Origin of the sequence: Spartinivicinus poritis, from assembly GCF_028858535.1 — a bacterium.
Classification (GTDB): Bacteria; Pseudomonadota; Gammaproteobacteria; order Pseudomonadales; family Zooshikellaceae; genus Spartinivicinus; species Spartinivicinus poritis.
This window is the reverse complement of sequence record NZ_JAPMOU010000001.1, coordinates 324,594-348,979: the sequence shown is the minus strand read 5'-3', so window position 1 is coordinate 348,979 and position 24,386 is coordinate 324,594. Positions and strand designations below refer to the sequence as shown.

The 24,386-nt window shown below is 42.4% G+C and carries 24 protein-coding genes; 7 read left to right on the top strand and 17 right to left on the bottom strand.

Annotated elements, in window-relative coordinates; genetic code table 11:
* Positions 1-280: 280 nt before the first annotated feature.
* The 5 genes from ORQ98_RS01530 to ORQ98_RS01510 form a co-directional block, all read right to left on the bottom strand.
* A complete protein-coding gene (locus ORQ98_RS01530; protein ID WP_274687008.1) occupies positions 281-931 on the bottom strand; it encodes a hypothetical protein in 651 nt (216 codons plus the stop codon).
* Between the two features lie 723 nt (positions 932-1,654).
* Entirely contained in the window at positions 1,655-4,438 is a 2,784-nt protein-coding gene (locus tag ORQ98_RS01525; protein WP_274687007.1) for a valine--tRNA ligase, read from the bottom strand.
* 177 nt (positions 4,439-4,615) lie between these two features.
* The gene (locus ORQ98_RS01520; RefSeq protein WP_274687006.1) at positions 4,616-5,296 is read right to left on the bottom strand and encodes a hypothetical protein; all 681 of its coding nucleotides are present in this window, start codon (positions 5,294-5,296) and stop codon (positions 4,616-4,618) included.
* 30 nt (positions 5,297-5,326) lie between these two features.
* On the bottom strand, positions 5,327-5,758 hold the full coding sequence (locus tag ORQ98_RS01515) for a DNA polymerase III subunit chi (protein ID WP_274687005.1): 432 nt from the start codon (positions 5,756-5,758) through the stop codon (positions 5,327-5,329).
* A gap of 95 nt (positions 5,759-5,853) precedes the next feature.
* The gene (locus ORQ98_RS01510; RefSeq protein ID WP_274687004.1) at positions 5,854-7,347 is read right to left on the bottom strand and encodes a leucyl aminopeptidase; all 1,494 of its coding nucleotides are present in this window, start codon (positions 7,345-7,347) and stop codon (positions 5,854-5,856) included.
* 296 nt (positions 7,348-7,643) lie between these two features.
* On the opposite strand from ORQ98_RS01510, the gene lptF reads away from it, so the two are divergent.
* Positions 7,644-8,777 (top strand): LPS export ABC transporter permease LptF, encoded by a 1,134-nt coding sequence (lptF, locus tag ORQ98_RS01505; protein WP_274687003.1) that lies wholly within the window; start codon positions 7,644-7,646, stop codon positions 8,775-8,777.
* A complete protein-coding gene (lptG, locus tag ORQ98_RS01500; RefSeq protein WP_274687002.1) occupies positions 8,770-9,837 on the top strand; it encodes an LPS export ABC transporter permease LptG in 1,068 nt (355 codons plus the stop codon). The genes lptF and lptG overlap by 8 nt, the downstream gene beginning before the upstream one ends.
* 254 nt (positions 9,838-10,091) lie before the next feature.
* Here lptG and ORQ98_RS01495 read toward each other — a convergent pair whose 3' ends face one another.
* From ORQ98_RS01495 to ORQ98_RS01465, 7 genes are all read right to left on the bottom strand, one after another.
* On the bottom strand, positions 10,092-10,550 hold the full coding sequence (locus tag ORQ98_RS01495; RefSeq protein WP_274687001.1) for an RDD family protein: 459 nt from the start codon (positions 10,548-10,550) through the stop codon (positions 10,092-10,094).
* 39 nt (positions 10,551-10,589) lie between these two features.
* Positions 10,590-11,945, bottom strand: a complete 1,356-nt coding sequence (gene mgtE / locus ORQ98_RS01490) for a magnesium transporter (RefSeq protein WP_274687000.1) — start codon at positions 11,943-11,945, stop codon at positions 10,590-10,592.
* A gap of 229 nt (positions 11,946-12,174) precedes the next feature.
* Positions 12,175-12,444: an HPr family phosphocarrier protein gene (locus ORQ98_RS01485; RefSeq protein WP_274686999.1), complete on the bottom strand. Its 270-nt coding sequence runs from the start codon at positions 12,442-12,444 to the stop codon at positions 12,175-12,177.
* Between the two features lie 5 nt (positions 12,445-12,449).
* Positions 12,450-13,301, bottom strand: a complete 852-nt coding sequence (gene rapZ / locus ORQ98_RS01480) for an RNase adapter RapZ (protein WP_274686998.1) — start codon at positions 13,299-13,301, stop codon at positions 12,450-12,452.
* 148 nt (positions 13,302-13,449) lie between these two features.
* Positions 13,450-13,911: a PTS IIA-like nitrogen regulatory protein PtsN gene (gene ptsN / locus ORQ98_RS01475; RefSeq protein WP_274686997.1), complete on the bottom strand. Its 462-nt coding sequence runs from the start codon at positions 13,909-13,911 to the stop codon at positions 13,450-13,452.
* Positions 13,912-13,934: 23 nt separating this feature from the next.
* The gene (hpf, locus tag ORQ98_RS01470) at positions 13,935-14,243 is read right to left on the bottom strand and encodes a ribosome hibernation-promoting factor, HPF/YfiA family (RefSeq protein WP_274686996.1); all 309 of its coding nucleotides are present in this window, start codon (positions 14,241-14,243) and stop codon (positions 13,935-13,937) included.
* Positions 14,244-14,421: 178 nt separating this feature from the next.
* Positions 14,422-15,948: an RNA polymerase factor sigma-54 gene (locus ORQ98_RS01465; RefSeq protein WP_274686995.1), complete on the bottom strand. Its 1,527-nt coding sequence runs from the start codon at positions 15,946-15,948 to the stop codon at positions 14,422-14,424.
* A 28-nt stretch (positions 15,949-15,976) separates the two neighbouring features.
* On the opposite strand from ORQ98_RS01465, the gene ORQ98_RS01460 reads away from it, so the two are divergent.
* Positions 15,977-16,183, top strand: a complete 207-nt coding sequence (locus tag ORQ98_RS01460; protein WP_274686994.1) for a hypothetical protein — start codon at positions 15,977-15,979, stop codon at positions 16,181-16,183.
* 18 nt (positions 16,184-16,201) lie between these two features.
* On the opposite strand, the gene lptB is transcribed toward ORQ98_RS01460, so the two are convergent.
* The 5 genes from lptB to ORQ98_RS01435 are packed head-to-tail and all read right to left on the bottom strand — an operon-like array spanning position 16,202 to position 19,527.
* Complete coding sequence (lptB, locus tag ORQ98_RS01455; RefSeq protein ID WP_274686993.1) at positions 16,202-16,927, bottom strand: LPS export ABC transporter ATP-binding protein; 726 nt, start codon at positions 16,925-16,927, stop codon at positions 16,202-16,204.
* Positions 16,928-16,936: 9 nt separating this feature from the next.
* Entirely contained in the window at positions 16,937-17,449 is a 513-nt protein-coding gene (gene lptA, locus ORQ98_RS01450; RefSeq protein ID WP_274686992.1) for a lipopolysaccharide transport periplasmic protein LptA, read from the bottom strand.
* Positions 17,433-18,017, bottom strand: a complete 585-nt coding sequence (gene lptC / locus ORQ98_RS01445) for an LPS export ABC transporter periplasmic protein LptC (RefSeq protein ID WP_274686991.1) — start codon at positions 18,015-18,017, stop codon at positions 17,433-17,435. Before lptC ends, lptA begins: the two co-directional genes overlap by 17 nt.
* Positions 18,014-18,556 carry a KdsC family phosphatase gene (locus ORQ98_RS01440; RefSeq protein WP_274686990.1) on the bottom strand — a complete coding sequence of 181 codons (543 nt, stop codon included), beginning with the start codon at positions 18,554-18,556 and terminating at the stop codon, positions 18,014-18,016. The genes lptC and ORQ98_RS01440 overlap by 4 nt, the downstream gene beginning before the upstream one ends.
* Complete coding sequence (locus tag ORQ98_RS01435) at positions 18,553-19,527, bottom strand: KpsF/GutQ family sugar-phosphate isomerase (RefSeq protein ID WP_274686989.1); 975 nt, start codon at positions 19,525-19,527, stop codon at positions 18,553-18,555. The genes ORQ98_RS01440 and ORQ98_RS01435 overlap by 4 nt, the downstream gene beginning before the upstream one ends.
* 728 nt (positions 19,528-20,255) lie before the next feature.
* Between ORQ98_RS01435 and ORQ98_RS01430 the strand changes: the two genes are divergently transcribed.
* From ORQ98_RS01430 to mlaD, 4 genes are all read left to right on the top strand, one after another.
* Positions 20,256-21,926 (top strand): M20/M25/M40 family metallo-hydrolase, encoded by a 1,671-nt coding sequence (locus ORQ98_RS01430; RefSeq protein ID WP_274686988.1) that lies wholly within the window; start codon positions 20,256-20,258, stop codon positions 21,924-21,926.
* 368 nt (positions 21,927-22,294) lie between these two features.
* Positions 22,295-23,107 carry an ATP-binding cassette domain-containing protein gene (locus ORQ98_RS01425; RefSeq protein ID WP_274686987.1) on the top strand — a complete coding sequence of 271 codons (813 nt, stop codon included), beginning with the start codon at positions 22,295-22,297 and terminating at the stop codon, positions 23,105-23,107.
* A complete protein-coding gene (gene mlaE / locus ORQ98_RS01420) occupies positions 23,107-23,901 on the top strand; it encodes a lipid asymmetry maintenance ABC transporter permease subunit MlaE (protein WP_274686986.1) in 795 nt (264 codons plus the stop codon). The genes ORQ98_RS01425 and mlaE overlap by 1 nt, the downstream gene beginning before the upstream one ends.
* A gap of 1 nt (position 23,902) precedes the next feature.
* Entirely contained in the window at positions 23,903-24,373 is a 471-nt protein-coding gene (gene mlaD / locus ORQ98_RS01415) for an outer membrane lipid asymmetry maintenance protein MlaD (protein ID WP_274686985.1), read from the top strand.
* Positions 24,374-24,386: the final 13 nt, after the last annotated feature.

The following is a 24,386-nucleotide window of genomic DNA, read 5'->3' as shown; positions in this document are numbered from 1 at the left end:
TGCATAGTGATCCATGTATTTAAGTATTAGTTTGTTGATGATTAATGGTTTGATTTTAGACTGTTGAAAATAAGTAAACTTAAGAATATAGGAGTATAGAGTGGTGTATAATGTTAAATTTTTATGATGAAAGTATAGTTATTATAGGAAGATATTGTGACAATAAGCCTTAAAGGCTTTTTGTGTAGGGTATAAACAAAAGGCTACTGGATTTTTTTGATGTTGTTAGGCCCCTTTATTGGGGCCTTTTCTATCTGTGAAAAAGTATACAGTGTGATATTTACAGTTTACGGATTTTTGCGGTATTGGGAAAACGGCCTGGGCAGGAAGTGCTGCTGCCTCTGCCAGTAATTACATAACCGTTAGGTAAAGGTGAAACTGAGCACATAGTATCTACTCTACTTGGCACTTTTATTCGCCATAAATTCGGGAAACGGTGTGGGCAAGAGGTGCTGCTAGCTTCACTGGTGATAATATAATTATCAGGTATTTTAGAAACTTTGCAGATAGCTTCAGAGCTTCCAGGTTTTTTTATTTTCCAAACGTTAGGAAAACGACCAGGGCAAGAAGTGCTTGAAGCTTCTGCTTTAATGACATATCCATTGGGTATGTTGGAAACTTTGCATACACTTTCAGAATTGCCTGGTTGTTTGATAATCCACATATTGGGGAAACTACCAGAACAACGTGTACTTGAAGCTTCTCCAGTAATTACCCAGCCTGCTGGTACTCGTTGATTTTTACATATCCGCATACTGCGAGAAATAATAGAGTTTACCGTTTCCACTTGATCTTGATTAAGGGGTTGAAGTTCTTCTTCACTTAATAATTCAATATCCGGATCCCACTCATAATCTGTTGCGGATGCATACTGAGGTAAAACGGTCATTAACGTTAAAGCAATAGTTGTTTTAACTATATTCTTTTTCATTTTATGAGTCCTATTCTAAGAAGGGAGGTGTATTAGCCAGAATTGTTAGAATTTATAATATCTGGTGGCGTGTTCAGGCTAGAGCTAAAAAAAAGAATAATCAATATAGACAAACGTATAATGTTTTTTACTTGCTTGGCTTTTTTTGTTATAGATCAATGGAAATAGCTGTTTTAATTTAAAAGAGTTAAATTGGAATGGTTTTAGCAATTATTAAAAATTAATTAGAATTGTCGTTTTGTTTGAGAGTTTTAATTCGTAGTCGTAGATGTACATTTTCAGCTACTAGTAAAGTAATGGCAATTAAAATGAAAATTTCAAAGAATATTGATTGACCACTACTGCTCCAAAATAACCAGGCTAGTAATATCATAATGATGGCAGTAATCATGAACAGAAATCGATCTGCCATCAGCTCAATATATTTTTTCATGTCCTTTGTCTTTTCTACTTTGACAGCTGTTTCAATTTGTCATTATTAGGGTAAGTGTAGCGTAGGAATGATAGGAGAGTGAAAGAGCGGGTGGGGATAATCAATAAGTAAAGAAAGGGGAGGGTGTTGCAAAAGGTGAGAATAAATATGGATTAATAGGATATTCTTCCACCGCGCTAAAGGCCATTCATGGCCTTTAGCGCTTTAGCTGTTCCTGACAGCAGTTCCAGAACACCCTATCACCCCATATTTTCCAGCTTTCGCGACACTGTCCAAAGTGTTGTAGAATCTTATAAAGCTTCTATGCTGGCTTTTTGCTCCAACAGTTTTTGTTGTGCAGCCTGTGTATCTGCTAACTTGGCTTTTTCTTTATCAACCACTTGAGCAGGTGCTTTATCAACAAAATTCGGATTATTCAGCTTGCCTTGTAAGCGGCTGAGTTCTTTATCTAATTTGTCGATTTCTTTGCTTAAGCGAGCAAGCTCAGCTGATTTATCAATTAAATCAGCCATTGGTACCAGCACTTTCATGTCGCCTACTAGCTGAGTCGCTGAAGTCGGGGCTTCGTCAGTGCTTTCCAACCAAGTGATTGACTCAATATTGGCCAGCTTTTGCAGATAAGTTTGGTTGGCTTCTAAGCGCGCTTTATCTTCAGCGGTGCCATTTTGTAGTAACACTGGCACTAGCTTTTTCGGGCTGATATCCATTTCGCCACGGATATTTCTCACCCCAACCAAAACGCCTTTGACCCACTCAATATCAGCCATGGCTTCCTGATCCAGTAAGCTGTTATCAGCTTCTGGGTAAGGCTGCAGCATGATGGTATCACCCTGTTTGCCTGCTAATGATGCCAAGCGTTGCCAAATTTCTTCGGAGATAAATGGCATAAAGGGGTGTACCAGACGTAAAGTGGCTTCTAATACCCGAACCATGGTACGATGAGTGCCTCTTAATTGAGCGTCACTCGCCGTTTTGTCATAAATGACCGTTTTTGATAGCTCAAGGTACCAGCTACAAAATTCATCCCAAACAAACTGCTGGATTGCATTGGCGGCATGATCTAAGCGGAAGGACTCAACTGCTTCGGCAACCTCTTGCTCGGCTTGTTGTAAGCGTGAAATAATCCAACGATCAGCCAAGCTTAGTTCAACGTCACCATCATTCTGCCCACAGTCTTCGCCTTCAGTATTACTCAAGACCAGCCTTGCGGCGTTCCAGATTTTGTTGCAGAAGTTGCGATAGCCTTCCATCCGGCCCATGTCGAATTTAATATCACGGCCGGTTGAGGCTAATGAACAGAATGTAAAGCGCAAGGCGTCTGTGCCATAAGGAGCAATCCCTTCTGGGAAGTGTTTGCGAGTGGATGCCTCAATGGATTTTTTCATATGAGGCTGCATTAAGCCGCTGGTGCGCTTGTTTAATAAGTCATCAAAGCTAATACCGTCAATTAAATCGAGTGGGTCGAGTACATTGCCTTTCGATTTAGACATTTTTTGACCATCCTGATCGCGAACCAACCCATGTACATACACTTTCTTAAAGGGGATTTCTCCACGGAACTTTAAGGTCATCATAATCATCCGGGCAACCCAGAAGAAAATGATGTCAAAACCAGTGACCAATACATCCGTTGGGTGAAATTCTTTTAATTCAGGTGTTTCATCTGGCCAGCCCAGGGTTGAGAAGGTCCACAGCGCAGAAGAGAACCAGGTATCCAGTACATCGTCATCCTGACGAAGCTTAACCGTTGGGCTAATTTGGTGCTTTTCCCTAACTTCAGCTTCATCACGCCCTACATAGACATTGCCATTTTCATCATACCAGGCTGGAATACGGTGACCCCACCACAACTGACGGCTAATACACCAGTCTTGTAAGTCGCGCATCCAGGCAAAGTAGGTGTTTTCCCACTGCTTAGGTACAAACTCGATATCCCCATCTTCAACTGCTTTGATGGCAGGCTCTGCCAGTGGGCCTACTTTGACATACCACTGATCAGTCAGATAAGGCTCAATAACTACACCACTTCTGTCTCCACGGGGTACTTTCAGCTTGTGGTCTTCGATTTTTTCCAGTAGACCAGTAGTTTCAAAATCAGCAACGATTTGTTTGCGGGCAGCAAATCGTTCCATGCCACGGTATTTTTCGGGTACTTCATTATTGAGGTTGGCATCAATGGTTAGGATATTAATCATTGGTAGCTGATGACGTTGGCCAATCTCATAGTCATTAAAGTCGTGGGCAGGGGTGATTTTTACACAGCCTGTGCCGAATGCTTGATCCACATAATCATCAGCAATAATAGGGATGCGGCGGCCAGTTAATGGTAATTCAATAAACTTACCTACCAATGCCTGGTAACGTTCATCTTCGGGGTGGACGGCAACAGCTGTATCACCGAGCATGGTTTCTGGGCGAGTGGTGGCTACTACAATATGGTCTTTACCGTCAGCGGTTTTTGCGCCATCAGCTAGCGGGTAGCGGAAATGCCATAAGTGGCCATTTTCTTCTTCCGAAATAACTTCTAAGTCAGATATTGCCGTATGTAGTTTAGGGTCCCAGTTAACCAGTCGTTTGCCTCGGTAAATCAGGTCTTCTTCATACAAACGAACAAACACTTCTTTTACTGCATTCGATAAGCCTTCATCCATGGTAAAGCGTTCGCGGGACCAATCGACAGAAGCGCCCATTCGGCGTAATTGTTCAGTAATTGTACCACCAGATTCGGCTTTCCATTCCCAGATTTTTTCCAGGAATTTTTCTCGACCAAGATCTAAACGGCTAACACCTTGCGCTAATAATTGGCGCTCCACCACCATTTGGGTAGCAATACCAGCATGATCAGTACCCACCTGCCATAGGGTTTTTTGACCTTTCATTCGGTGGTAGCGAGTCAAGACATCCATAATAGTGTCTTGAAAAGCGTGTCCCATGTGCAAACTGCCTGTCACATTGGGGGGAGGAATCATTATAGAGTATGGCTTTCCTTCACCCTGAGGAACGAAATAGCTTTTCTCTTCCCAGGTTTTATACCATTGGCGCTCTAATTCATGTGGCTTAAACGTTTTATCCATGGTGATACTTATTACCGGTTGCCTTTTAAATGGGTAATCTTCAACAGTTAAGGATTATACATAAGGTATAACCTTTCAGTTAAGAGGGGTAGCTGAAAGGAAACAACTAATTAAGTTAAGAGTACTTCTAAAATGAAAAAATATTATTTTTAGTAGTGCCCTTGAGTAAGGGTGGGACTAAGATCTGCTAATAATTTGATCAATGATGTCGCTTATTTCTGCGCGCATGCGCTTGTGGAATTCTGCTTCAATTTGCGGAATAAACTCATCAATGAGTTCTTGTAGCACAATTTCGCTTTGCATTTCCAGCTCTTGTCGTAATTTATTACGAACACCATCATCCAGACTTTTAATTCTTCTTAAGCTGCTGGCTGATTGTTCGCTTTGAAACTGGCTTTGAGAAACAGAATGATTGGCTGTAGAAGTGGTTGGTTGGCTTGCTTTTTTGTGGTTGGTTGTTAGCTTATGTTGTACATGTGCTGTTTTAACACTGTCAGGAATAAAGGGATTATTCTCATTGATATTATTTTGAGCGGGTGCTCTCGAAGCAGGCTGCTTAGTTTGGTGACTCTTAGCTCGACTTTGCTGAGTAGATTTTGCAGTCGGTGTTGTTAGGGTTGGTATATCGGTGGTGGGCTTAGCTTGTTGGGCTACTTCACTGGGCTGTTGGTCTTTATTCAAAGCTGAGTCTGCTATGTCATTTAGGGTGGGTATGTCGGTTCGCTCTAAAGAATTGGAGGAAGGGGAATGCCCTTGCTTATTTTTAGAGCGCCCTGACTCAGTTAATTGCCGGTGATCAGGCTTACCTGTGCCATTAGGTTGTTTAGAGTTTGGTTTAGTAAAGTAAAGCTTGGCCATACAGCAGTAATACAAATAATTTAATAAGTGCTAACTTCGAATATTGTGACTGTGTAAAGAATACCCCTTGTCTCGATAGCTTTTGAAGTTCTGGCGTGCAGTTTTGCGACTTATGCCATCTCCTGCAACAATTTCTGCAACTCGCTCAAATTGATCAACAAATGAAGGTACTGTGTCAGTCAAGTTAATTAGCAGGCTGGTTGATGATAATGGCGGCAGTTGCCAGCCAATCTTTACTGGGCAGGGTGTCTCATCATGCTTGGCTACTAACTGGTGTGGAATGAAACTATCTTCACGAAAGGACCATAGTAGCTCATCAAGCATTTCTGCTTCTTCATGCCCATTAGTATGAATATAGACTGACTTGGCATGTTTGATGGCTTTTTCAGTTAAACGGCAACAAAACTGTTGGCGAGCGGCTGGTTGTTGGTCAGGCAATATATAGAAATCAATACGTGTCATGCTAAGTGGGTATCATGAATATGTAACAGAGGTTGGCCGACAGGGTATCGGCCAACTGAAAGTCGGACAACAGAGAGTCTACCAACCTTGCATTACTACTTAGTTTGGTTGATTAAATACTGCACAAGCAAACTAACAGGTCGGCCTGTGGCACCTTTTTTATCACCTCTCAGCCAAGCACTACCAGCAATATCCAAGTGGGCCCAATGGTATTTCTTAGTAAAGCGAGCTAAAAAGCAAGCTGCTGTTACTGACCCAGCTTCTGGACCACCGATATTTGCCATATCAGCAAAGTTGCTGTCTAACTGCTTTTGGTAAGCATCCCAAAGAGGCATAGGCCAGATTCTGTCATAACTTTCATCACTGGCTTTTTGTAGTGCCTTAGCCAGCTTTTCATTATTGCTGTACATGCCTGATGCATGACTACCGAGTGCAACCACACAAGCACCAGTTAATGTAGCAATATCAATCACTGACTCAGGCTCAAATTTTTCAGCGTAGGTTAATGCATCACACAATACCAGTCGTCCTTCTGCATCGGTATTAAGAATTTCGATAGTTTGACCTGACATTGAAGTTACTATGTCACCGGGTTTAGATGCATTACCGCTGGGTAAGTTTTCTGCTGCTGCCACGATAGCGACAACATTAATGGGCAGTTTGAGCGCAATAACACTGCTGATTGCACCAAACACACTGGCTGCACCACACATATCAAACTTCATTTCGTCCATACCTTGGCCAGGCTTCAGGCTGATACCACCACTATCGAAGGTAATGCCTTTGCCCACTAAAACATGGGGTTTGTCACCTTTGTTGCCACCGTTATATTCCATGACAATTAATTTGGCTGGCTCCTTACTGCCCTTGCCAACAGATAAGAAGGAGCCCATGCCCAGTTCTTCCATTTCTTTTTCACCAAGTACTGTGGCTTTTAGCTTGGTTTCATCCTTGTCCAATTGTTTGGCTTGTTTCGCTAGATAGCTGGGGGTGCAAATATTGCCAGGTAAGTTACCAAGGTCACGCGCTACATTAATGCCTTTGGCAATAGCAGCTGCTTCTTGGGTAGATTGCTCAAGGGCTTTGTGGGTAGATGTAGGGGCAAGAAAAATCAGTTTTTTAAATTTGTTTTTGGTTGTTTTGGGTTTGGTTGATTTTAGCTGGTTAAACTCATACTGACTGGTAATAGCCAGTTGTGCCGCAGTGCGAACTACCCAGGTTTTTTCGCGGTCTGCTAAATGAATATCAGCTAAGGCAAGAACTGCTTGTTTTAAGTTGAGCTGATTCAGTGCAGCAAATACAGCTGATAGTGACTTAATTAAATCATCAGTGGATAATTTTTTGTTTTGCTCTCCTGCACCAAAAAGTAAAATACGTTTGGCTTTGACTTCACCCAGTTGTGGCATAACCAGTGTATCACCTGGTTTTCCTGCAATATCACCTTGTTTAATAATGTTGTGTAATTGTCCCTTGGCTGCTTCGTCGAGGGCTTTTCCGGTGTCGCTTAACTTTGAGTTTTCGAATACCGGTATCACTAAGCAATCAGTGCTGATAGTGGCAGGTTGTGTGTTTTTGATTAGAAATTCCATGAAAACCCCACAAGACAAATTTATCGCTTTGTTGGATAATTAGCAGCCTTTGCCAATGGCTACTGAAAAGTGGCTGGGCATATTGCCCAATTAATATCAGTTGGAATGGCAGTGCTGTGAGCTAATTGTTTGACAAACCCTATTAATTTAAGTGTTTGAGTGTAACAGAGTCTGCTCTTGATTGCTTATATACAGGTTGATCTTGTCAGGGGGATGAAAGTTTTCGTCGCGCAATTGTAAAGAAAACGCTGTCATAGGTATTGGGTAGTATTTGGAGAGTAAGTTAGGAGAGCCAGTTGATTATCTTCCGCTACTTAGCAAGAGAAGTTTTTACAGCCATGTTGGCTGTTAGCGGTGTACTGTTACTTATTATTATGAGTGGCCGCTTTAACAAGTACTTAGCACAAGCTGCTTCAGGGCAACTGAGTGCTGATTTTTTATTTGTCATTATGGGCTATCGACTGCCTGAGTTTTTAGAGCTGATTATTCCCTTAGGTTTGTTTATTGGTATTTTGCTCGCCTATGGCAGGCTTTATATCGAAAGTGAAATGACAGTGCTGACTGCTTGTGGGGTTAGCCAAACCAATATTTTAACCCAGACACTAGCTCCAGCTGCAGTTGTTGCCTGCATAGTAGCGCTACTTGGATTGGTTGTTACGCCATGGGGAGCAAAAAATGTTGAAGAAATCTTTGCAAAACAAGATGCACTGACTGAATTTGAAACGTTGGCTCCAGGCCGCTTTCAAGAGCAAGAGAATGCTGGTCGGGTAACTTACACCGAGCGCTTGTCGGAAGACAGGCTACAAATGGGAGATGTATTTATCTCTCAGAAAAATGGAGCCATCGGCAAGCGGGGAATCACGCTACTCTTGGCTGATGGTGGTGTACAGCATGTTGAGCCACAAACGGGTGCCCGCTATTTGATTCTAAACAAAGGTTACCGTTATGACGGCACTCCTGGTCAGGCGGACTTTCGTATTACTGAGTACGATACTTACGGTATAAAAATGCCAGAAAGTAAGGCCAGTAAAGAAACGGATAAAGTTAAAGCCATAGCCACCAGTGAACTGATAGGCTCTAGTGAGCTTAGTCATGTCGCAGAGCTGCAGTGGCGATTGTCATTACCAGTGCTGGTATTTATTGTCGTATTACTGGCTGTGCCATTAAGTAAAGTGAATCCACGACAAGGGCGTTATTTAAAATTATTGCCTGCTATTTTGACTTACTTGGTGTACTTGGCACTATTAATTGGTGCTAAAGGTGCCGTTGAGGATGGGAAAATTCCTCCAGCAGGGTTATGGGGGGTGCATGGGCTATTTTTGCTTGTTGCGATGTTAATTTTGGCTTATGAGCCCTTCCAGATGAAAAGGCGACAGCAAAAACAGCTGAAGCAAGCTGCAGTAGCATCAGAGGTGGCAGAAGATGAATAAGATTGACCGTTATATTGCCACTAGTGTCCTGAATGCTACCTTTTTGGTGCTATTAGTGATTGTATCGCTGGATATGCTCTTTGCTTTTGTAGCCGAGTTAGCCAGCATGAAAGCCAGTTATCAGTTGCTAGAAGTACTACAGTATATTGGTTTATCCATCCCTAACCGTATTTATAAATTTATTCCTTTTTCTGCGCTGATTGGTTGTTTGGTTGGCTTAGGAGCATTGGCCAGCAATAGTGAGCTGGTAGTCATGCGTGCTGCAGGGGTATCACTCTGGCGAATCGTGTGGGGAGTCATGCAGCCAACGTTGCTGACTATTTTAATTGGTATTTCCATAGGTGAGTTTGTGTCACCTTATACTGAACAGTTAGCAGATAGTGGCCGAGCAATTGCCCGTAGTAAAGATGGCTCTTCATCTCAGTTCAGTCAACAAGGGGTGTGGCATCGGGAAGGCAATGAGTTTATGCATTTAAATGCCGTAGAGCCTGGTGGTATCGTGCATGGAATTACCCGCTTTAAATTTAATGATAAAAAAGAACTGTTAGAGGCTAGTTTTGCTGATCGTGGCATCTTTAAAGGTGATTATTGGCTATTGCAGAATATTCAGTCTAATCAGTTTAAAGGTGATCGTGTAACCACTGAGCGGCTACCATTTTTGCAATGGCAAACCAGCTTGTCTATGGATCTGCTTAATGTCGTAGTGGTAAAGCCGGATGATTTATCAATTCGCGGTTTAAGCACTTATATTGATTACCTTAGCCAGCAAGGGTTGAATGCAGGTGAGTATCAGTTAGCATTTTGGCGAAAGCTATTGCAGCCTGCAGTTATTATCGGGTTAGTACTGGTGGGTATCTCTTTCGTGTTTGGGCCACTCCGTTCTGTCACAATGGGGTTACGTATTTTTATTGGAGTAATTGTTGGGTTTTCTTTTAATATCTTCCAAGAGTTACTTGGCCCATCCAGTTTGGTATTTGGCTTCTCGCCGCTAATTGCTGTGATTGTGCCACTACTGTTGTGCTTTACGGTGGGTGGGATTTTACTGAAAAGGGCAGGGTAGCTACTTGCCTAACCTAAGTTTGGTGTTGTTGTAAAGAGTGCTTTGGGGCTCTTCTTCCTTTGAAGCTGCAGCAAAAGCTGTTCCCCCCTTTGATAAAGGGGGGCTAGGGGGGATTTAAAGTGATCGTAGTTTGTGAGCTATCTCCGCTTTATTTACTTGTAAAAATCCCCCTCAATCCCCCTTTTTCAAAGGGGGAAGCTAACTAACTCACCTGCTTCTTGCAGCAGCCTAGTTAAAAAAGACAGGTTTAATAATTATTTCTTATTTTTCTCCAGTAATACGACTTCTGTTTTCGCCGCATAGTCGTAAATCGCTTGGTCTTTTGGGTCAAATAAAACCCACAAAATACCGATGCCACCTAATATACAGCTGGGGATGCCTGCGATAAAACGAATCAGGCATTGCTTGAGACTGATGGTTCTTCCTTCGTAGTTGACGACCATAATTCGCCAGGCAATCATTCCTGGTGTTTGACCACTTCTTCGCCAGAAATAAGCATAAAAACCAAAAAAGCCTATAAGTAAAATAGCGCTTAAGTCCCACTTAAATCCCACTGCAGTGGCTTTAGCTTCTCCCACCAAGGTAATACTTAGCCATAGATGAAGGCCTGATATAACAATAGCGATAGCAACTAACAGTAAACTGTCGTATATCATAGCGGCTAGCCGTCGCCAAAGGGGAGCGGAGCCTATAGATGAAAGTGTTTGAGTCATGAAAAATCGTCAACTGCCTGTAACTAAGTCAAAAACGTGTTAAGTCAAAAATAAAGTAGCTAGACCTAAAAATGAGATATAGCCTACAACATCTGTAACAGTGGTTAAAATTACGCTACCTGCCAGTGCAGGGTCAATTTTCAAGGTTTTTAAAATAATGGGCAGTGCGGCTCCTGATATAACAGCAACTACTAGATTAATAATCATTGCTGCAGCAATAACTGTTGAAATAATCCCATCATCGAACCAAACGTAGGCAACCCCCGATACAACCAGTGCCCAAATCAAACCATTCACCAGCCCAACTATACATTCGCGGTTAAGTAGCCAAAACGTGTTAGATTTACCGATTTGGCCCAAGGCCATTGCACGAATCACCAAGGTTAAGGTTTGGCTGCCAGCGATGCCACCCATGCTGGCTACGATTGGCATTAATACCGCTAATGCAACCACCTTATCAATAGTCTCTTGAAACATACCAATAAAGGCAGAAGCAACAAACGCTGTAATAAGGTTAATACCCAGCCAGACTGCCCGGCGCTTAGCTGTTTTCATGGCGGGCGCGAAGGTATCTTCATCATCTTCTAAGCCAGCCATGCTCATGAGTGAGTGATCTGCTTCCTCACGAATAACATCTACAACATCATCGATGGTGATCCGCCCCAGTAGTTTGCCACCATCATCAATAACGGGAGCCGATACCAGGTCTTGCCGCTCAAACAGTTGAGCAACTTGGCTGGCAGGTGTCATGGCATTGATGGGCTCAATATCTGTATTCATCACTTCACGAACAGTGATTGATGGGTTGGTGGTCAGCAGCTTATTAATTGGTAATACACCAATAAACGCATCCTGACGGTTAACTACTAATAAACTATCCGTCATTGCTGGCAGCTCATCATGGCGGCGCAGGTAACGTAATACCACATCAAGCGTATTGCTGGGGCGGATGGTGATCGTATCCGTGTTCATTAAACCACCAGCAGTATCCTCTGGATAAGACAGGATATGCTCGACACGAGCCCGATCCTGAGCATCCATAGAAGACAACACTTGTTGGGTGATTGCGTCTGGTAATTGCTGTAACAGGTCGGCCAAGTCATCGGGATCAAAGCCTGTGGTAATTTCTGCCACTTCAGCTGCATTCATTTGATCCAGGAAGTATTGGCGGACGTCATCACTGAGCTCCTGCAGTACCTCGGCTTCTTGCTCTTTCTCAAGTAGTTGCCATAGCAAGCCTCTGACCTTAGGAGGTGAAGACTCAATTAAATGCGCGGTATCTGCTGCAGGAAGGCTATTCAGCATTCGTTTGACAGGCGAAGAGATCCCTTGATCCAGCGCTAGGCTTAGTTCTTGTAGTTGATCCTCTGATTTTCCGAGTTGTTGTGTGGACATCAGGTAATCCTATTGCTGAGTGCAGCTGGCTTTAGTGCCGCATCCTATAAATAAGTGGTAGTTAGCAGTTTATGGCAGGCTTCCTTCACTCTTATTTATAGGATGTAGTACTAGTTACGTTAGTTACTGATTGGCGGGCTAGTTTACCTGAAGAGCCTGGCTACTGGTATTGTGGATTGTAGCCAGTTTTATAGGTGATTCCAGAAGTCTGGTGCTGGTAGTGAAAAAGTTATTCGCCTTCATCAAAATAGTTATTGATCAATTGAGTAATGGCCTCAAATGCTCTTTTTTCATCTTCACCATCAATTTCAATATCTAAAATTGTCCCTTTACTGGCTGCTAACATCATCACTGACATAATGCTTTTGCCGTCTACCATTTTTCCATCTTTGCCGAGTTTGATGGAGCTGCCAAAAGCGGCAGCAGTAGACACAAACTTTGCTGCAGCTCGGGCATGTAAGCCTAGCTTATTGATGATTGTGACTTTTTCTTGAATCATGGAGCTTAAGGCAATTCTCGATGACGTACTTGAACATTTGGCCACTTTTCACAAAAGTAAGTAGCGAGTTTCTCACTGATATAGACTGAACGATGGTGACCACCCGTACACCCAAGAGCAATAGTAATATAACTTCTATTATTTGCTTCAAAGCACGGCAGCCAACGTTCTACGAAGCGTTTAATGTCATCAAACATATCCAACACTTGTTGTTGGGAGCCTAAAAACTCTTTTACAGGCTCGTCTAGCCCTGAATATTGCCGTAAATGGGTGACCCAGTAGGGGTTTGGCAAACAGCGTACATCAAACACATAGTCTGCATCAATGGGGATTCCTTTTTTAAAGCCAAATGACTGAAATAGTAGTGCCATGCTGCTATGTTGCTTGCGAGCAACGCGCTTGCTTATGGTGTCCCTTAGTTCATGAAGTGAAAGCTGGCTGGTATCAATGGTCAAGTCAGCCAGTCGAGCAATGGGCTCTAGCACTTCTTTTTCTTTTTTGATCGCCTCATCTAATGAGCATTGCTGGCTGGATAATGGGTGTTTGCGTCGGGTTTCACTGAAGCGCTTGAGTAAAGTGGCATGCTCTGCATCAAGGTAAATAATTTCGGCTTCGATTTTTTGTTCTCTAAGCGCATTCATGATAGATGGGAAGCGCCTTAAATCCTGAGAGATATTTCGAGCGTCAATACTAATAGCAGCCTTATCATAGAGAGGCTCTTTTTCCATTTCTTCAACAAAGGCAGGGAGTAAGCCAGCAGGCATATTATCAATGCAATAATAGCCTTGGTCTTCAAGTACATGTAAGCCTGTACTTTTGCCTGAGCCTGAGCGGCCACTAATTATTATTAACTTCATAAATACGCAGAGTGTTTTGTAAATTCTTACTATAACAGAGTTTAAATGATATACGGCAGTTAATTAAATAATAGTCGCCAGAAGAGTGCTTCAAGCGAATATCATAAGAACGCTCACTGCAAATGAATAGAGACAAGCGATGGTAAATTTATGCAGTAGGAACGCTTTGGATTGCTACATCAAATAAGTCTGGATTAGTGTCTGCTTGGCGCAAGTTATTGCGGTAGCTTGAGTTTTCAAATCGAGTGGCTAGCTCTTGTAGGATGGCGAGGTGCTCATTAGTGGCTTCGGCAGGAACGACCAGGGCAAAAATAACATCCACAGGGTGTCCGTCTATTGCGTCAAAGTCGATGCCTTCTTCCAGTTTTAGCAGGCAGGCAAATGGCTTGTGGCAGCTTTCAAGGCGACAATGGGGAATGGCAATCCCATTCCCAAAGCCTGTGCTCCCTAATCGCTCACGGTTGATTAAGTTATCAAACAGCTCGTTAGCATCAATATCACTGGAATACTCGGCTAATAGGTTGGCAATAAGCTGTAAAACACGTTTTTTACTCCCCCCTTGCACCCCGGTAAGGGTGCATTGCGGGAGAAGGAATTGTTCGATTTTCATGCTTTTTAAATAAGTAAACTACTTTAACGAATACTGGCTCCCTGGAGTCGATCCAGGGTTTTCTCTTTATGCTTGCTGAGTTGCCGGCCTAGTTTATCACTAAGTAAGTCAATTGCTGCATACATATCTTCAGATTCTGCTGTGGCGGCAATATCAGCACCTCTTACATGCAAATTCGCTTCTGCTTTTTGGCGCAGTTTTTCGACACTTAGGGTGATTTGCACGTTAGTAATGCTATCGTAATGGTTTTCAATGCGATCGAGCTTTTTGATGACATATTGGCGCAACGCATCAGTCACTTCTACATGATGACCACTGATGTTAACTTGCATGCAACGACCTCCTAATAGGACTTAATGGTTGTTAACCAGCTTCACTTAATTGTAAGGCTGATTGTCAACTGCTTCATTACTGAGTGTAATGCCAGCAGATTTGGTATTGCTTGTTGCTAGTCAATATAACGCATGGTTGAGCGCTAATCTGTTTGATACCTCTACACATGCATCCACTTCATACCAACCGCTTTCGTTCGTTAGACGGTGGGATGGATAGGGATTCACGATATTTGGCAATCGTTCGTCTTGCCACCTTGATACCTTGTTCTTCCAGTAAGCTGGCAATTTTGCTGTCACTTAATGGTTTTTTAGGGTTCTCTACTGATACTAACTTTTTAATGATAGCTCGGATAGCCGTAGATGAGCATTCTCCGCCTGATGAGGTGCTGACATGGCTTGAGAAGAAATACTTCAGCTCAAAGATGCCTCTTGGCGTATGCATGTATTTTTGGGTAGTTACTCGAGATATAGTAGATTCGTGCATACCCACTGCTTCGGCGATATCGTGCAGGACTAATGGCTTCATTGCCTCTTCGCCATACTCTAAAAAACCACGCTGATGTTCAACTATGCGAGTTGCTACTTTCATTAGTGTTTCATTACGACTTTGTAAGCTTTTTAAAAACCAACGGGCTTCTTGCAAATGGTTTTTCAGATAAGTGTTGTCTGAGCTGCTATCAGCTCGCTTAACCAATGATGCGTAATTATTATTTATACGTAGTTTAGGCGTGGCCTCCGCATTAAGCTCTACCAACCAGCGATCATTATGCTTTCTGACAAATACATCAGGAATTACATATTCTGTTTCAGATGGCTGGATGTCAGCGCCAGGCTTTGGATTAAGGGCTTGAATCAACTTGATGCTTTCGGCTAGTTCTTCTTCTTTAAGTTTAGTACGACGCATAAGCTGGTTGTAGTCATGATGACCCAGTAAACCTAAGTGTTTGGCTACAATCAATCTAGCGTTATCAAGAAAAGGGGTGTCTTCAGGTAAGTGAGACAGCTGAATTTGTAAGCATTCCTGTAAGCCTCTTGCTGCCACACCAACAGGGTCAAAGTGTTGGAGGCGTCTTAAGACTATTTCCACTTCCTCTTGGGATATTTCCAACTCTGGGTCCAGGCCTTCCCAAATCTCTTCAGTGCTGCAACTGAGATAGCCATCATCATTGATCGCATCAATGATAGCAATTGCTACCAAGCGATCATTATCTGACATTGGGGTTAAGTTAAGCTGCCATTCTAAATGACTGTGTAAGGACTCTGTTGTGCCATTACGATTACTAAAGTCATACTCATCATCATCTCCTGAAGCTGAGCTAATAGGGGCTGAAGAGGTTTGATAGATATCATCCCAGGCGCTATCAACTGGGAGGTCATTGGGAATTTCTTCTGACCAGCTGGTTTCCTCAGTGCCATCATGGCTGCTGCTTTCAGATGTGCTGTTATCTTGACTTTTGGAGGAATCTGATCCATTCAGGCCAGCACTGTTGAGCTGCTGAGGGTCATTGTCATTACTATCACTGTTTGTTGATGAGTTGTTGTCAGACTCATCGGTCAGCTCAAGCATTGGATTGGATTCAAGCGCTTGCTGAACTTCTTGCTGTAAATCCAGTGTGGATAGTTGGAGTAGTTTTATGGCTTGTTGCAGCTGAGGCGTCATCGTCAGCTGCTGGCCAATTTTCAAAACCAGGGATGGCTTCATTGCTAAACAATTACCTTATAGTGCAATCGTGCCTGTTTTGATTTGGCAAAGTCAACAACAATGGAAGTGCATTCAAAGGCGGTTACCTGAGTTGCTGCTGAACAAGCCACTGAATGTTTCCATTGCACCTATTATTAATGTCAATTGTGTGTTTATTTCAATTGTTTACAGTATTACTGTTGTTGTTTCTTGTGCTCTTACTGGCTTTTTAGCTGAGCTACTAAAAATTATATGAGTATCCTTGCCAGTTGTCTTATATTTTAAAGTCGTGTCCGAGGTAAACCTCTTTTACTTGCTGGTTGGTCATTATCGCTTCGGCGTTACCCTCTGCAATAATATGTCCCTCACTAACTATGTATGCATTCTCGCAAATATCAAGTGTTTCTCGAACATGGTGGTCAGTAATCAGTACGCCTATACCGCGGTCTTTCAAGTGCCAGACAATATCTTTAATGTCTTTTACAGAAATTGGGTCAACCCCGGCAAAAGGCTCATCAAGTAGGATGAAGGATGGCTCAGTTGCTAAGGCTCTGGCAATTTCTACCCGGCGACGCTCTCCTCCAGATAAACTCATACCCTTATTGTCTTTTATATGGGTGATATTGAACTCTTCAAGTAGTGAGTTAAGTTTTTCTTGGCGCTGCTTCCGATTTAGCTCTTTACGGGTTTCTAAAATAGCTAATATGTTTTCAGTGACAGTTAATTTACGAAAAACAGAGGCTTCCTGTGGTAAGTAGCCAATGCCTGCCTGGGCTCGTCCATGCATGGGGAAGTGAGTAATATCTTGTTCGTCAATCCAGACACTGCCATGATCTGACTGGACTAGACCAACAATCATATAGAAACAAGTGGTTTTTCCTGCGCCATTGGGGCCTAGCAGACCAACTACCTGACCACTTTTAATTTTCAAGGAAACATCTTTTACAACAGCACGGCCTTTATAACTTTTGGCAAGGTGCTCGGCTTTCAATATACTCATATACGACTATTATTTCTTTTTGCTACGGGGTTGCAGTACCATTTCAACGCGGCCTTCATTGGTTTTACCGCCTTTTGCATTCACTTTCTGGGTTTTCGCAAAGTAGTCTATTTGGCTGCCAGTAAAGGTATTGCCTTCTTGGAATAGCTTAGCGTTAGTGATTACTTCTACTTTTTCATTGGTAGCGTAGTACTTGATAGTACGACCATAGGCTTTGATAAGCTCTTTGTTTTCTGCTGGTTTTTCACGATAGTGTGCAGGGCGGCCTACAGCAACAATTTTGTTAATCCCATTGCTGTCTGAATAAAGAGTGACTTTATCACCTCTTATTTGAATAGTGCCTTGGGTGATAATGACGTTGCCAGTGTAAATGTATACACCAGACTTATCATCAATATCAGCACTTTTGGCTTTAATATTGATGGGCTTATCTTTGTCATTGGGAAGTGCCCAGCTTAACAGACTAAGCCCGGCAGCTGAGATAGCAATAATCCCTACAATCAAATTACTGATTAACTTCATAGTGTCCCCTGACATTAGAAAACAGTTGAATTCTATCTTTTGCTAAAAATGCGCGCATGCCAACTCCTTGGGTAATAGAGCCGTTGGGTGATGTTATCACAACTGGATGTTGAGTATCGGCGACTTCTTCCTCGGCATAAAGAGTTAAAAAGTCGGTTTTGAGTAAAGTGCCAAGTTCACCATTGGACTTAAGCTCTTTGACTCTTACCTGGTCAGATAACTCAAGGATATCGCCACCAGGTAATAAGCGCCCGTGTTTAGCAGTGGTTTTCCATTGGTCGTCACTAGTTGCCTTGTACAAATCAATATTAGGCTTTGCTAATAAAGATACGTCATTATGTGGGTAATGACTGATTTTGTCTGCAACGAGCAAATAGTCTTTATTCCCCTCTAAAGTAAACTGAGTAACACGAGGGTTTATCAAGTAGTAGTCTGGTGCCTGCTCAAGGTTATTTGCTAGAGGCTCACTTGAGCTGGGCACTGGTGTTGAGGTTGTGCCAAGCATAAGATAGCCGCAGTAAGCAATTACTAAAATAACAATTAAGCTGATAATACTGCTTCGATTCATTCGCTTGCCTGTATATAAGGAGTTAGAGCTGGTTGTAAGGTATTTTGTGCGCTCATAATGAAGTCACAAACCTCCCTTACTGCGCCAGCTCCCCCTGGTGTTTGAGTCACGCCATCAGCATGCTTTTTAACCAGCCAATAGCCATTGGGAACAGTTAGGCCCAAGCCTACTTGCTGAATGGCTGGTAAGTCAGGCAGGTCATCACCTACATAGGCTATCTCTTGCCAATCTAACTTAAGCTGTTGACGAATTTCGTTTAAAGCGACTTGTTTGTCTTCTCTGCCTTGTAATAACAGTTCAATACCCAAGTCTTTTGCACGCTTTGCTACAACGGTTGTTTCTCGGCCTGTTATAATAGCAACTTTTACGCCCGTTGACTGGAGCATCTTAATGCCATGGCCATCCAAAATGTTAAAGGTTTTAAATTCCTGACCATCAGCCGTAAAGTACAGCCGGCCATCAGTCATTACCCCATCTACATCAAGCCCAAGAAGTTTAATCGCTTGTGCTTTGACTATTAATTGTGGGTCAAGGTTCATACAACGCCTGCTTTGATAATGTCGTGTAAATGGATAACGCCTTCAATTTGACTGTGTTGACTAATGACGACCAAACTGGTGATTTTATGATCTTCCATAATGTTTAAGGCTTCTGCTGCTAATATGTCGGCACTTACGGTCTTACACTGAGTTGTCATCACCTGGTTGATTGGGGTTGTATGGAGGTTGAGCTCTTGATCTAGAACTCGGCGCAAATCACCATCAGTAAAAACGCCTAATAATTGGTTTTCTGAGTCAGCAATTGCTGTCATCCCTAGGCCTTTTTGGGAAATGACAATTAAGGCTTCTTTTAAAGGCGTTGATAAGCTAACGATAGGGAGTTGCTGTCCAGTATGCATAATATCTGCAACTTTAAGTAGCAGCTTCCGACCCAGACTGCCACCAGGATGCGAAAAGGCAAAGTCTTCAGCTGTAAACCCTCTAGCCTCTAGCAGAGCAATTGCCAAAGCGTCACCTAGTACTAGGCTAACTGTCGTGCTTGAGGTAGGTGCTAGGTCTAGTGGGCAGGCTTCTTTTTCTACATAGGTGTTTAGGTTGACATCAGCTGCTTGCGCTAATGCTGACTTCTCATTGCCTGTCATACTGATCAAGGGGGTGCCTAGCCGCTTTAAGAGGGGAATTAACATCACCAGCTCAGCAGTATTGCCTGAGTTAGATAAAGCTAACACCACATCGTTATCGGTAATCATGCCCATATCACCATGACTGGCCTCACCAGGGTGAACAAAAAAAGCGGGAGTTCCTGTGCTGGCAAGCGTTGCAGCAATCTTGTTGCCGATATGGCCAGACTTGCCCATGCCTACTACAACTACACGGCCTTTACAGTTCAACATTATTTGGCAGGCTTGGGTGAAAGCGCCATCTATGCGGGGAATCAGTTTATCAATAGCCTCCCGCTCACTTTCAATGGTGCGAATAGCGGACTGAGCAAAATCAATTTCGTGTGACATAGTTCCAATGACGTAGTTGCTTTGAGATGCAAATTATTTGGTATTTGTCGTAATTGAGCAAGGTAAAATATTCGACTGATAAACAGTTAGAGCAAGCTAGCAGCTAAGAGCACAAGTCTACAGCTAATAATAACAAATATCGACCGAGAGCTGTGCTACTTGAGTTGAGATATATGCTTTGAGATAACGATCGTTTAGATTTGTATTGAGGGAAAGCCGCTTCTCTATTTCGCGGCGAGGTGATTTCATGGGAAGGGCGATAAGTTAGCTATATTTTGCTGGATGTCATGAATATTGTCTCAATATTAACCACTGTATTAGCTGTTAATATGTAGCTTGGTCAGCACATTTAATTTAGGAATATTAATTATTATAAAATAACTAAAAAGTTTTCTTTATTCATCAGTTATTGTATGAATTGGATAGGATATTCCCTCGACTTATCCCGCAGCCTTGAAAGCAAATAGGAGTGCTTAAACGGTCAAAATGAAAAATGCGATCTGGTGTTAAGAAATAGCTGGGTATTTTATTTTACGGTCTTTGTTAACTGGGGTGATGACTACTTAATTGATGAGTGTTAATTAAATTATTTTAACGCTTGAATAGGTGGTTTTGAAGTTGTTTTTAATTATTTGGTGATTGCCCAAAAATTTATTTCTTAGCATAAAGGCGAAGCACTGTTATCGCTTTAGTTTTTTGGTAGCGGTGAAAATACGAGGTTACTCCCCATGCTGATAAAAAATATTAGCGCAATTGCATTAGTCGGTGCTTTAAGTGGTCTAGGGTTTGCTGGTGAGCAGCCACCTGCTTGGATTACAGTAGATGATGAAGCATATCAGTTAGTAAAGGAAGGAATGCCAAGCTTATTTACTGGTTATGAAACAGAGCAAGGTTTAATTGACCGGCTGGCAAATATTAGTCAGGGTAAAGTACATATTGTTGCTATTCACCCTAAAAAAGTTACTGCATTAAGCTTGTATTTGCATATGAAGCAAAAACGTTGTGGTGGTTTTATTCAGCATGAGACTGCTGAGGCGGCTATCTCTGGTGTTGCTAATGCATTTAACCCACCAGCATCAATTGCTGCTATCAACTATCAGATCAGTGAAGATGACATGGTAAGGAAGCTGATTGGTCAAACCAAAGAAAGCAGTATTCGTGAAACTATACAGCAATTGTCGCGTTACCATGATCGTTATTATAAAAGCAAAACTGGGGTAGAAGCAGCTAATTGGATTAAAGACTATTGGCAAAAGCTAGCAGGTGATAAAACTGGGGTATCGGTAAAAACAGTTGATCATAATGATTGGCAACAACCTTCAGTGGTGATGACCTGGCAGGGCTCTGAAACACCCGATGAAATTGTTGTGATCGGTGGTCATTTGGATTCGATTAATGGTCGGAATATTAGTCTAAAAGCGCCAGGAGCAGATGATAATGCCTCGGGTATTGCCACAATTACGGAAGTGATTCGGGTTTTAGTAGAGAGTAACTTTAAACCGAAAAAGACCATTAAATTTATGGGGTATGCTGCTGAGGAAGTAGGGCTGAGAGGCTCTTCTGAAATAGCGCGTCAACATAAAAATCAAGGGGCTAAAGTTGTTGGTGTATTACAGTTAGATATGACTAACTACAATGGCTCTCAAGATGATTTCAATTTAGTTTCAGATTACACCAATGACAGGCAAAATAAGTTTATTGCGGAGTTATCGAAAAAGTACTTGCCTCAATTAAAGGTTGGCTATACTCGCTGTGGCTATGGTTGTTCAGATCATGCGTCATGGCATAATAATGGCTTTCCTGCATCAATGCCCTTTGAGGCTAAGTTTAATCAAAGTAATAGAAGTATCCATACTGAGCGAGATACTTTGGATCAAATGGGAGGCAATGCGAACCATGCATTGAAGTTCTCAAAGCTAGCTACTGCATTTGTGGTGGAAATGGCTAAGCATGCAGGTAATGGTAACCCTCAGCCACCTAAGCCAGATCCAAACCCCAATCCAGATGATGGTAAGTATAAGCAACTATCAACAGGAAAAGGGACTTGTTTAGGTATTCTATCCGATAGTGGTAAAACAGGAATCCGGGCCAGTTCAGGAGACTGTACTGGAGCTACTAGTCAGCTATGGAGTATTGATAGTAAAGGCCTGGTTCATCCTAAGCATGCGCCAAATAAATGTTTGATAATGCGAAATTGGAAAAAAGGTGTGAATACCGCTGAGCTGGGAGAGTGTAAAGCAGAGCAGCTGAATCAACGCTGGCAATTAGATGGTGGTCGAATCAATAACTTAGCATACCCTAACTTTTATTTGACACATTTCGGACGCTATTATGGCGACTGGACGGGGGTATGGAAAAAATACAAAAGCGACTATCAAAAGTGGAGCTGGAAAAAATAAGTAACAGAAAATTGAATCGCATGTTAAATGAATAATATGCGCAAACTTGATCTGATTAAAAAACAAGCAAAATTGAGGTGTGTTTTATAGGCTGGCTACTTAAGCCAGCTTTTTGTAGTATTTCTTTCCGCGTATAAAAATAAAAAATCTGCTTGCTGTTTAATAAATAGGAAAGATACCTATTCGACCCTCTTCTAGATCATGCTATTCTCCGCAGCGGCTGTATAATTACTGTTCAGGTTATGGTGTGAGCGTAATTTAACTTTTACTAAGTTTACTAAAGTAGTGTTACCATACCTCGCAAGACGCATACTTAATAAACGACTGGTGCTGATAAACGTGTTGTTGATGGATAAGGTGGTCACCTGATGACGGCTCATGATAATAACTTTGTGGAAATCAAAGGGCTTAGCTATCGTCGTGGAGATCGGGTTATTTTTGATGACATCAATATTGATATTCCTCGTGGTAAAGTAACGGGCATTATGGGGCCTAGTGGTACAGGAAAAACCACGTTGCTCAGATTAATTGGTGCTCAACTAAGGCCTGAAGCGGGAGATATCGTTGTTGATGGACAGAACGTACCTAAGCTGTCTCGTAAAGAGCTATTTGAGCTACGCAGTAAAATGGGCATGCTATTTCAAAGTGGCGCTCTATTCACGGATATGAGTGTTTATGAAAACGTAGCCTTTCCGCTTAGGGTTCATACTGAGCTGCCTGAATCAATGGTGCATGATATTGTATTGATGAAGCTTCAGGCTGTTGGCTTGCGAGGTGCGAGAGACTTAATGCCTAGTGAGCTATCTGGGGGGATGGCTCGTCGTGTTGCTTTAGCTCGAGCAATTGCGTTAGACCCAGTAATGATAATGTATGATGAGCCATTTGTAGGTCAGGACCCTATTGCAATGGGGGTGCTGGTTCAGTTGGTACGTATGTTAAATGATGCCTTGAATTTAACCAGTATTGTGGTATCTCACGATATTCATGAAACAGCCAGTATTGCAGATTACTTATATTTGATTAGTGATGCCAAAGTAATTGGGCATGGTACGCCAGAAGCGTTATTGAATTCAGATGATCCTAGAATTACCCAGTTTATGCAGGGCTTGCCTGATGGTCCGGTACCTTTCCACTACCCAGCACAAAATTATGCTGATGATTTGATGGGAGGGGGTATTTAGTGATTCATGATTTTTGGGCTTTTTTACGCCGGCTGGGGCAAGCAGGGTTACTTAAAGTAGAAGCGATTGGCCGCTCAGGTATTTATCTGATGCTTGCTATTTTTGGTCGCTCAGGTTTTGGCTCTAAATTTCAGTTGTTACTCCAGCAGCTTTATTCTGTTGGTGTGTTATCGCTCATTATTATCGCTGTTTCAGGCTTATTTATTGGTATGGTGCTTGGCCTTCAAGGCTATAACATTTTAGTTCGCTATGGCTCTCAAGAAGCTGTCGGGCAAATGGTAGCATTAACCTTAGTACGTGAGCTGGGACCAGTTGTTACCGCATTATTATTTGCAGGACGGGCCGGCTCGGCGTTGACTGCTGAAATAGGGCTAATGAAAGCCACGGAGCAACTGTCTAGTATGGAGATGATAGGGGTTGATCCATTAAAAAGAATTGTTGCTCCCCGCTTTTGGGCTGGATTTATATCCATGCCATTGCTGGTTGCCATTTTCAATATGGTGGGTGTCGTAGGTGGCGCTATGGTTGGCGTAGATTGGCTTTCGATTGATGAAGGCTCTTTCTGGGGCAATATGCAACAAACAGTAAACTTTGGCGATGATGTGGTAAACGGCATTATTAAAAGCTTAGTGTTTGGTTTTGTTGTTACATGGATCGCGGTTTTTCAGGGCTACGACACTCTTCCTACTTCGGAAGGCATTAGTCGTGCAACTACAAAAACCGTTGTTTACTCGTCCTTGGCTATCCTTGGGCTCGACTTTATCTTAACTGCAGTTATGTTTGGAGATTTATAAGATGCGCATGAGAACGGTGGAGATCAGCGTCGGTGCGTTCATGCTAGCAGGGATTTTTGCCCTGGTGATGCTAGCACTTAAAGTGAGCGGCTTGTCTATAGAAAATAATCAGCAAACTTACCGGGTTCATGCTTTCTTCGATAATGTCGGAGGACTAAGCCTACGAGCCAAGGTTTCAATGAGTGGAGTCACTATTGGCCGAGTTGTTGATATCAAGCTTGATAAAGAACTGTATCGAGCCAAAGTGGTAATGGATATTCATAGTGATGTTAAAAATATCCCGCTAGATAGTACAGCAAGCATACTAACTGCTGGTCTTTTGGGAGAACAATATATAGGCATTAGTGTGGGTGGGGAGGAAGAGTTCCTGGATGATGGTGATGAGCTCGAAGACACTCAGTCGGCACTGATATTGGAAGATTTAATAGGAAAATTCCTACTAAATACAGTCAAGCAAACTGATAGTAATTAATTGGCTTAAGGAA